This window comes from Acidiphilium sp. PM (assembly GCF_000219295.1).
In the GTDB taxonomy this organism is placed as follows: domain Bacteria; phylum Pseudomonadota; class Alphaproteobacteria; order Acetobacterales; family Acetobacteraceae; genus Acidiphilium; species Acidiphilium multivorum.
The window spans coordinates 1-9,722 of sequence record NZ_AFPR01000004.1 but is presented as its reverse complement, the minus strand read 5'-3'; the positions used below and the strand labels follow the sequence as shown (position 1 = coordinate 9,722).

The following is a 9,722-nucleotide window of genomic DNA, read 5'->3' as shown; positions in this document are numbered from 1 at the left end:
TTGTCGCGTGCAAGACTTATATCGAGCGGCTGGCCAGCCGGATCAGAGCTAACTGAAAGAAACGGAGACACATGATATGAAAATCAGAACGAAAATCCTGGCAGCCGCATCTTTGATAGCTGCTGCATATGTGATGCCAGCCAGCGCCGCTGGATCAACACAGGAATGGTCGAATCTCGTGAAAGCCCCACCCCAGGCTCACGAATCTTTCCAGACAAAGCAGAGCGCAATCCATGCGCTTGTTGCTGCACAGAAAGCGGGGACAATCAGCAATCTTCCGCCGATCGCCGGTAGCGATGGGTCAATCTTGTATCCGTACGGGCAGTCCTGGCCGACCGTCGTTGCCAGTCCATTGCATGTCGCGGTCATTCAGCTTGCGCCGGGCGACAAGCCTGGCCAGGTGGTCCTCGGCCAGCCGGGTGAGTGGAGAATTACGCAAGCCATGGCTGGTAACGTGCCAATTCTTGCGGTCAGCCCACGGTTTGCGGGACTTCATACAAATCTGATGATAACTGCAACGAGTGCTGACGGAAAACCCCGCGTTTATTACGTCAACCTCGTCAGCGACAAAGCGAGATATGTCCCGCGTGTTGGCTGGTATTTCCCCGGCCAGATCGAGGAACAGTGGACGGCGAGCCAGAACGAGGCGGCAAACTCTACAGTAGCGTCTCTCCCCGGCCTGAACGCGTCAGACCTGGATTTCGACTGGAAAATCAGGTGCGGTGGCGGCGGCTGGTTCTCATCTAGCAATTGTTCCTCGATCCGCCCCGCGCGTGTGTTCGACGACGGCGTTCACACGTATATCCAGATGACCGGTAATGCCGCGAATACCAGTGGTTTACCGACCGTGCTGGCGACAAATACGGCTGGTAAGCCCGCCGTGATCAACTACCGCGTCAAAGACGGCTACTACATCCTCGACGGTGTTCCCCAGCAGATCAAGCTGATCGCAGGCGTCGGCTCGTCCGGTCGCGTCACTGTCATCACACATGAAAGCCGGTGATCAATGAGCTTGATCGACAATTTCAAGAAGAATTTCGGAATCGGTGCGGGACGCCCGAATCCGAACGATCAACATGATGATGATAGTCACGCCCCGTCCGGGTTGAACGGCAAGCCGGATGGGGGGAAAGGAGCGACGACACTCAACAAGAAGCCGCTTGTATTTGCCGCCGCAATTATCGCGCTAGTTGCAGCCGGTGCATGGGGCGGAATGGAGATGATCGCTCATCAAAAAGTGAAGATTGGCGGAGCAGACAATATCACGCCAGGCCATGCGGTCGATGTTGCTTTACCACCATCGCCGCCGCCGAAGCCGCCGACCTGGCCAGACCAGGCAACATCAACGAAGAAAACCCCGAAAAAGGTTGCATCTCATAAAAATGGTGACACAAGTAAAACAGCGCAGACGAATACCGGTGAGACGGCGCAGGAAAAGGCGGAACAAACCGCTTTCCAGCAGCAAATGCTGGTAAGCAGCAGTGGTGCTTGGGGACAAAACGGAAAGCAAGTGAACACCAATCCTGGTGCAGCCGGTGGTGCTGGAAAATCAAAAAATGACGGCGAGACCGGTGCGGCTGTGTATGACACTCATATTGAGCATCGCCCGGCGTCACCGTATGAAATCATGGCTGGATCGGTCATCCCCGCCGTGCTGACGACATCGATCCAGTCCGATCTGCCCGGCCAGATTACAGCGCAGGTCAGCCGGAACATCTTCGATAGCGAGTCCGGGGCTTATCTGCTCATCCCAGCGGGGGCCAGGCTGGTCGGCTACTACAGCAACAAGATCATCGCCGGGCAGACTCGCGTTGGTGTTGACTGGACCAGGATCATCATGCCGGACGGCGCTTATATCAACCTTGGCACCATGCCGGGCGCTGGTCCATCTGGAAAAGACGGCTTGCATGATGAAGTGAACGATCATACTTGGGAGATCTTCAAAAACGCTCTCCTGATGTCGATTGTTGATCTAGGAATCTCGGTCAGCCAGCCAGGCTATGGCAGCGCCGGTGGATATGGTCAGAGCGCAGTAAGCCCGGCGCAGCAGGGTGAGGCAAGCCTGATGCAGACTTTCGGTCAAGCAGAAGCAAATATCTTGCAGCGCTACACGAATATCGCGCCGACTCTGACGATTCGTGCTGGATATCAGCTTAACGTCGCTGTGACAAAAGATGTGATATTCCCCGGCCCATATCGCCACGGCGCTGGCTCGGCATATCGTGGTCCGTCCGCCCCGTCCGGTATCGCCCCGGCGACGGAGTTCAACCCATATCCGGCGAAAGGTTGAATCGATGGCAGGGTATATCACAATCCGGGTGCCTCGGCAGGTATCCCGGATTCCAATCTCATCGAGGTCGAACCGGCTGGCAGATATTTTAGCCGATGCCGATCTTGATGAGATGACGGATGCGGGAGAGGTCTTTCGTAAAAATGCCAGCCCGCGCGACCAGGTTTGTGCCGCGTTTCGTGTGACGGACGACATTGTATCAAAAATCCAGTCTGCACGCGATTTTTGCAAAAAATCTGGCCGCAGATTTTCTTTGTCTGCTCTTGTCGCCCGACGATTTTTGTAGCATTTTTCCCGTAGCACATACTACGGGAAATTTCATACATGGCAAATCTAAAAGATGGGCGCGTCCAGCGGACGACGTATATGCCGGAGCCGCTTCGGCTGTATTTGAAGCGGCTATCGGCATCCCGGTTCGGGAATCTTGAAACTTTATATATCGTCATCGTAAGCGCATTTCTTGGGGCCAGGCCGTGGCACAAAGACGGTCTGGCGTTCATGATGACGAAATCGACACAAGCGAATATCGGTCGAGAGAAGATAGATTCTGGCTGGCGGCAGGTAAATATGAAGCTGCTGCCATGGCAAGCCGAAGCTGTGGATCACGAGGCCGATCTGAACGCTACGAGCGTCGCGTCATTTCTATACACCGCCGCTTACTGGTGGGGTAATCTTCTGTATCCTCCGCAATCCGTCATTGAAGAACGCCGCCATGCAGGAATCCCGGAAAAATTACCAGAGCGGGAAGAAATCGGCGTTGCGGTAAACAAGACGCTGATTGAAATAAAAAGAAATTCGGCGGCAAGAAAAGCTGTGACTAAAAAAGTAAGTCCAGTTGAACAACCGGAAATTGGTCAACAAGAATTAAATATTAGCGAAACCCAGAAAACTCCGGCAAAAAAATCCGCACCGAAAAACACGACTAAAAAAGAAAATACTGAAAATAAAAAACCAGCCAAATTATCATCAAAAGCAAAACAAAAATCCACACCGGCCAAAAATTTCCCGGCTGACTAAAAAAGATCGCCTGATTTTTTTGAAAGTTATATGTCATGTCTAAAGAGACCAATACTTTTTCTTTTATCCCACTCGATATGATCGAACCGGATATGTCACAGCCGAGAAATCGGCTTGTTGATGACCAGTTTGGTGGTATGCCGTTACTTGCGCCGATCAACCGCTCTACGGATGACGATGAGAGTGAGAGTGGTGGTCCGGCACAATCATTATCGGATTCTATTTTGAGCCAAGGCGTGCTCCAGCCGATCCTGGTCGAACCGCTTGGTGATGGTCGCTACAAGATCATTGCCGGTGAAAGACGCTGGCGGGCCGCCCGTGTGGCGCGCGACCGGGTGAGGCAGGGCGAGGCTGACGTAAAGCCGGGGTATGACTACGAGACGATTCCGGCGCGCGTCATCGAGGTCTCCGGCGACCAGGACCGTTTAGCCGTCCAGCTTGTCGAGAATATACAGCGTCATGATATGCGCGATGAGGATATTGGTCGCGCTGTGACACGTCTGCGCGACGATTCGGGTGAGCCGATGACCCAGGCCGATCTGGCCAGGCGTCTCGGCGTATCGATCGAGCGAATCAGAGATTTGCTTTGCGCCGGTTCGGAGGAAGGTCGGACTGTGATGGCCCGTCTCGGCGCTGGATCGTGGTATGACGTGCGACGTTTTATCGCACTAAAAAACGATCCGCGTGACCGGAACAGGCGGAAAATCTGTGATGCTGTGATCGCCAGAATCGATTCTGGTGAGCCGTTTTCGAGAAGTATGCTTCGTCAAGAGATGGAAGCCTATGAAGCACGTAAGCGCGCGGAGAACGATGTTGTCCGCTTGGCAGAGATAGACCGGCTGCAAGAAGAAGAACGGAAAGCCCGCGATGCGAGACGTGAAGCGGAAGCCGCACGGGAGAAAGCCGAGGCGGAACGGCTACAGGCGATAAAGAGGTTGCGTGAAGCAGAGCGCAAATCTGTTGAAAAGCGAGACATACAGGCCGCCATCGCTGAAGCGGAGACGTATGCCGCCGAGGGAGATGAAGCGATCGAGCGAGACTTTCGAAGCTTCAACCATGATGCGACACTTGATGAAGTTGAACAACAGACATCGGAAAGTGGTGACGAAGACCTGCCGCCGTTTGAAGTCCGAGAAAGGTTGCTCAAGACGCGCGCGGACCGCATCAAAGCCAGCTTGACACCCCCTGCCCGGCTGCCTGGTGAGAGTGATGCGGCTTACCTCGTCAGACTCGATCAGTCTGATGAGTTTCCAATCAGCTACGCACACAAGCTGGGGTCACCCGCATACGCTGATTTCTACAACGCATTCAGCGCGTCCGATCCAGAGCAACGGCTGGTCACCGTCTCGATCGACCTGCCTGCGCACAAAGCGGAAATACTGGCCGGATTGCTTGACGGCCTGATCGAATCGGATGACCTGCCGACCCGTGGCCGCAGAACTGTGATAACCGGCTATGACGTTGAACGCCGCATCAAAGCGCTGGTTGAGAAGCTGTGATTAGTATTTGTGAAATATGGCCTCCATAATCCGCCGCAGCGCCTCGCGAGGGCCGGTCTCGAAGTAGTGTTGCCTGTATGAACGGTTCAATCATGGCCCATATGACATCGCTGAGGTCGCTTGCGTAGCGCAATCCTGCCCGGCAGTATCGTTGAAGAGCGATTTGCAGGCCATTGCGGATCCGTCTGTTGTTGCAAACCGATAGAATTACAACCTACTGAAATCACTCAATTATCTAATGCAGTCAGGCTCTAAGGCGGCTAGGAGTTAACAGGGTGGCTGATCAAACGGTGTCGACGAATATCGAACCTCCGTGCGATGAAGATCGTCGTTCGGGCATCGCCGAGTCGCAACTACTTTCCCTGATTGTGCCGTTTTATAATGAGGCTGACGCGATTCAGTCATTCTTGAATGATATTGTGCCCGCGCTGGAAGCTGTCCCAAAAGCTCGTTGGGAGATAATCTGTGTCGATGATGGCAGCCAGGATGATACTTTGGTCAAACTGATTGCTTTGGCCGAGGCCGATCCTCGGTTCCGCGTGCTGGAGTTTTCAAGAAATTTTGGCAAGGAAGCTGCGCTAACGGCAGGTATCGACGTGGCTAAAGGGGATGCCGTGATTCCAATTGACGCGGATCTACAGGATCCTCCTGCACTGATTGTCGACATGGTAAAACTCTGGCGGGAGGGTGCCGAGGTTGTGTTGGCGCGCCGTATCGATCGTGCATCCGACGGCGTTCTCAAACGCAAAACTGCGACATGGTTCTATCGGCTCCACAACAGGCTATCGAAAATCAAAATCCCCGAAAATGTAGGCGATTTCCGGCTCATGGACCGCGTTGTCGTAGATGCGCTTAAACGTCTACCTGAGCGCCAGCGCTTCATGAAGGGGCTATTCGCATGGTTGGGCTTCCGCACCGTCACTCTCGACTATGCCCGTGCCCGACGAGCCGCTGGCGAATCAAAATTTTCCGGCTTTGCCCTATGGAATTTCGCCATGGAGGGGTTCACGAGCTTCTCTACGGCTCCACTTAAGATTTGGACATATCTGGGAGCAACTTCAGCCGTACTTACCCTAATTTACGCCATCTACATTGCAATTCGTACAATGGTATTAGGGAATCCCGTGCCGGGTTATGCTTCACTTTTCGTTTGCATCACATTTTTTGGATCGGTGCAGCTCATCAGCATCGGATTGCTCGGCGAATATATTGGACGCACGTATATGGAAACGAAACAGCGGCCGGTTTATCTGGTCCGGCGTGTTTATAGCCGTGATGAGATGCGTTATTCGATTGGCGCTAATCCGCTCGCAAATCCGTCTATATAAACCCATTCGACCCGAAGTAAGCATAGACTGGTGGTTTTGATAATGCTAGACTCGCGCCATTTTATAAAAAGAATATCCATTTTTGTCAGTATTATATCCATCTATTTATTAGTTTACCTTCCAGTAATTACGCATAATTACGGATTTGCGGACGACTATAGCGTTACTTTTACTGCCCACCATCACATCTTGTCCCTTTTATATATGGTTGTTTCCAGCGGGAGACCTGTTTATGCACTGTTCAATTTCGTCTTTAGTTTGACTTCAGATATTGCCGATTTCCGATGGGTGAGACTGGCTTCTGTCCTCGGCATCGCCACACTGGCACAAATCATCGCGACGTTCTTTATTGAAGAAACGGATTTACCACGCAGCCTAAGCATCTCAGCCGCGCTCTTGATCGGCCTAATGCCGGCGTTCCAAGTTTACGCCTCGTGGGCCGTTTGTGCCGGATATCCATGGGCTGCGGCAATAGCTGTCTTTAGCTTCTGTGTGCTTCATCGCAATCAATACGGCGGTTGGCAAGTATCGTTGACAAGTTTCATCTTATTGACCTTGGCGATGATGATATACCAGCCCGCAGCCATGATGTATTGGGTTATCGCAGCAGCCGTCTGGGTGGCAAATGATAGACCATTGCCATCTTGTAACAGGATTGTGCGCACCGTCTCGATTATGATGGCTGCTTTGCTGGCGGATTTCATATCAGAAAAAATACTGACACACTTTGTTTTTCACCACTATTATACACTAAGCAGAACCGCCCTTACCACCAATTTCATGCAAAAAATATCTTGGTTTATTTCATCCCCAATGAGAGATAGTCTTAATTTTATATCAATTACCGCCAGTCGTACTGTTTCGGTTATTTTTGGTGCTTTTATTTTCATTGGATTTTGTCTTTTTATTTTTAGATCTAATAACTCAAGAATTATGAAGGCAATGCTTTCATTTTCTCTTCTACCAATGGCATATCTGCCAAATCTGATAGTTGATGAAAATTGGGCCAGCTATAGAACGCAGAGCGCGCTTTCAAGCTTACTTATACTTTACGCTGCAGTAGCTCTCTTTGCATGGCTGCGTCAATTTCGGATGCTTCGCTTAGCTCCAGCTATAGCTCTGGTTGCAATACTTAGTTCAACGGGAGTTGCCCGCAATAACGTGATAACAGAATTTGTAAACCCACAAACAAAAGAATTGAAATTAGTCTCAAGATATCTCAAAATGCACTTAGACAACTTAAATGGGGCAAAGCAGATATACATCGTCCCATCACATTGGCAAGAATCATTAGCTCCTGTGGTTCGATATGATGAATTTGGAATGCCTTCTTCTGCGGATCAATGGGTGCCAAAGGGCATGGTTTGGCTTCTCTTGAAATCGGAACATGAGCCAACTGCCTCGAAGCTCAGCACGGCGAAGGTGGGGCCTCTGTCCGCAGCGCCCAAAGGGTCTACCGTGATAGATCTGTCACAGGCATTAGGCTCTCGCTGATGCCTCAATCGCGGGTTGACGGACACACCCCAAGATATGCGCACATGGCAATTCCTGATAGGTTTAGCTCAAGGGTTAAATATACCGAAGAAGCCAGACACCATATTCTGATGCGCTCGTGCTGCAAGGATAGGTTTGGCATATTTTTATGCGATAAGACCGAAAATCTAAAGCCTACCGGTCACAATGCTGATTTCAAATATCGTGAATCGGCATAAGTCGGTGCAGTGGGTAAATCCCATAGGATGGAGTTGCCATGATAGATGAAACTTATTCGGGAAGCCAAAAGGCTGTCTTCGTGCTGGGCATGCACAGGAGCGGAACATCAGCCACGGCAGGTGTACTTCATTACGCAGGGATCGACTTTGGCAATCGCCTCTTGCCTGGCCGGGCGGATAACCCGAAGGGCTACTTCGAGCATGAAGTGGTTTGGGAAATACATGAGACGTTGCTCAACGATCTCGGTAGCGGCTGGGACGATATCAGACCCCTCCCCTCTGGATGGCTAGATACCGATGCTGCGCGCTATGCATCGGCTCGGCTGAGAGACATTGTTGATCGTGAATTTTCAGGAATGCCCTTGTGGGGATTGAAGGATCCCCGACTAAGTCGACTATTCCCGCTTTGGTTTCCAATTCTCAAGGAGCGGTCGATCATCCCGCTGGTTGTTCTCGCTCTAAGACATCCCCTCGAAGTCGCTCAATCTCTACATCGGCGCGATAAGATCGGCATGTCGCATGCACTCGGCGTTTGGCTGCGGTATACCCTTGACGCAGAGCTATCAAGCCGGGGATTCCCCCGCGTCGTACAATATTATCCAAGACTTATCAATGACTGGCGAACAGAACTAGCGAAAATATCCAGCGTTCTAGGGCTATCTTTACCTGAATTGTCGGCCACAGATCAGATAAGGATCGATAGTTTTATCGACAAGAACCTTCGACACGAGAAACCACATCAGCACATGACGGAATTTGGCATCAGCGACAATTTGTCTGATTGGTGCATGTCCTTATACGATAAAATAAAACACCTTGATGCAAGCCATGGTTTTGATGATCTAAATGCTATTGACGATAGCATTTCGGATTTTGAAAAAGGACTGATTCACTATCATGAACTTTGTGGAAATTATATCAAATTAAAACTCGAATATCAAAAGAATATTGCTTGGCTTGAAGAAAATAGGGAAAGCTTAAATTCAGAGATTATCCGTCTTAATGATCTTATTACTGATATTTCTGAAAAAAAGAATTATATGATCACCCGTTTACGACGTGAGATAGAATACGCAAAGTCTGACATCAAAAATCGCGATAGAACGATACATGAATTATACCACTCGACTTCATGGAAGATTACCGCGCCTCTGCGGATTGTCAGAAATCTCCTTTCGTAACAAAATAGGCGTTCCGATCTTGATCGTGCCATTTTTTTAACGTGATGGGCTGGAAAGTGTCATTTGTCTCTTCACTAAACTCAAAATTGAGCCCATGGATATCAAAAGCCTTATCCGACGTGTACCGGCACTCCATCGCATTCTCCGTGCCTGCTATCGGCGGGTTTCAGGGCGACTGATTGGCGACAAGATTGACGATCTGACACACCGGCTCGACCGGATTGAGCGAATTTTGTCGGACGAGCGAAAACATGCGCTCGGGGCAGATTCAACAGCTTTCGTAATGCAGCATGCTCTGGCATCATTACGGGACCGGCAAACTGAACGACCCGATGCCATCGCCGTTGTGTCTATTTTGCCACCAGATAAAAGCGGGATAGCGCATTTCTCGCTGGAGTCTTTCAGTGCCGCCGGCTATCCCGTGGACATTTACAGCCCGAGACTTGGTCTTGCTAATTACCTAGAACTGTCTGCCAGGATGGAACAGAATGGTGATCTTCATCGTGTGCTTCCGATCGAACTACTGAGCTATGGGTTATCCACATTAGACTATTCTGCTTGCATCTTCGTCCTTGGTAATTCGGACCATAATCTTGCCATCTATAGAGCGTTCAGGCAGTGGGGACACCTTGCAAAGCTCCCGATTATCCATTTGCACGATCCATGTCTCTGGAATCTTGTCCTGGCTGAGAGAC

9 protein-coding genes and 1 pseudogene are annotated in these 9,722 nt (G+C 50.7%); 9 read left to right on the top strand and 1 reads right to left on the bottom strand.

Features of this window, described 5'->3' with window-relative positions; genetic code table 11:
* Positions 1 to 76: 76 nt before the first annotated feature.
* The 5 genes from APM_RS00085 to APM_RS19765 are packed head-to-tail and all read left to right on the top strand — an operon-like array spanning position 77 to position 4,806.
* A complete protein-coding gene (locus APM_RS00085; RefSeq protein ID WP_007421316.1) occupies positions 77 to 1,003 on the top strand; it encodes a TrbG/VirB9 family P-type conjugative transfer protein in 927 nt (308 codons plus the stop codon).
* A 3-nt stretch (positions 1,004 to 1,006) separates the two neighbouring features.
* Positions 1,007 to 2,290 (top strand): TrbI/VirB10 family protein, encoded by a 1,284-nt coding sequence (locus tag APM_RS20020; RefSeq protein ID WP_007421315.1) that lies wholly within the window; start codon positions 1,007 to 1,009, stop codon positions 2,288 to 2,290.
* A 4-nt stretch (positions 2,291 to 2,294) separates the two neighbouring features.
* Complete coding sequence (locus APM_RS21210; RefSeq protein WP_138919116.1) at positions 2,295 to 2,576, top strand: hypothetical protein; 282 nt, start codon at positions 2,295 to 2,297, stop codon at positions 2,574 to 2,576.
* Between the two features lie 38 nt (positions 2,577 to 2,614).
* Positions 2,615 to 3,307 carry a hypothetical protein gene (locus APM_RS21205; RefSeq protein WP_007421314.1) on the top strand — a complete coding sequence of 231 codons (693 nt, stop codon included), beginning with the start codon at positions 2,615 to 2,617 and terminating at the stop codon, positions 3,305 to 3,307.
* A gap of 35 nt (positions 3,308 to 3,342) precedes the next feature.
* Positions 3,343 to 4,806, top strand: coding sequence for a ParB N-terminal domain-containing protein (locus tag APM_RS19765; RefSeq protein ID WP_007421313.1), 1,464 nt, complete (start codon positions 3,343 to 3,345; stop codon positions 4,804 to 4,806).
* Positions 4,807 to 4,815: 9 nt separating this feature from the next.
* Here the strand turns inward: APM_RS19765 and APM_RS22465 are convergent.
* A pseudogene (locus APM_RS22465) lies at positions 4,816 to 4,975 on the bottom strand (IS5/IS1182 family transposase); the annotation flags it as partial.
* Between the two features lie 106 nt (positions 4,976 to 5,081).
* Here APM_RS22465 and APM_RS00070 point away from each other — a divergent pair.
* The 4 genes from APM_RS00070 to APM_RS22350 form a co-directional block, all read left to right on the top strand.
* Positions 5,082 to 6,134: a glycosyltransferase family 2 protein gene (locus APM_RS00070; RefSeq protein ID WP_007421312.1), complete on the top strand. Its 1,053-nt coding sequence runs from the start codon at positions 5,082 to 5,084 to the stop codon at positions 6,132 to 6,134.
* Positions 6,135 to 6,164: 30 nt separating this feature from the next.
* Entirely contained in the window at positions 6,165 to 7,628 is a 1,464-nt protein-coding gene (locus APM_RS21200) for a hypothetical protein (RefSeq protein WP_158004980.1), read from the top strand.
* A 256-nt stretch (positions 7,629 to 7,884) separates the two neighbouring features.
* Positions 7,885 to 9,027: a sulfotransferase family protein gene (locus APM_RS21195; RefSeq protein ID WP_007421310.1), complete on the top strand. Its 1,143-nt coding sequence runs from the start codon at positions 7,885 to 7,887 to the stop codon at positions 9,025 to 9,027.
* A gap of 94 nt (positions 9,028 to 9,121) precedes the next feature.
* Positions 9,122 to 9,722: hypothetical protein (locus APM_RS22350; RefSeq protein WP_138919115.1), on the top strand; the 601-nt coding region annotated here is incomplete at its 3' end.

Excerpts from the sequence above, each read along its gene's own strand:
- APM_RS21210 (WP_138919116.1), top strand. The coding sequence starts at position 2,295 with ATGGCAGGGTATATCACAATCCGGGTGCCTCGGCAGGTATCCCGGATT.
- APM_RS00085 (WP_007421316.1), top strand. The coding sequence starts at position 77 with ATGAAAATCAGAACGAAAATCCTGGCAGCCGCATCTTTGATAGCTGCT.
- APM_RS21205 (WP_007421314.1), top strand. The coding sequence starts at position 2,615 with ATGGCAAATCTAAAAGATGGGCGCGTCCAGCGGACGACGTATATGCCG.
- APM_RS19765 (WP_007421313.1), top strand. The coding sequence starts at position 3,343 with ATGTCTAAAGAGACCAATACTTTTTCTTTTATCCCACTCGATATGATC.
- APM_RS21195 (WP_007421310.1), top strand. The coding sequence starts at position 7,885 with ATGATAGATGAAACTTATTCGGGAAGCCAAAAGGCTGTCTTCGTGCTG.
- APM_RS20020 (WP_007421315.1), top strand. The coding sequence starts at position 1,007 with ATGAGCTTGATCGACAATTTCAAGAAGAATTTCGGAATCGGTGCGGGA.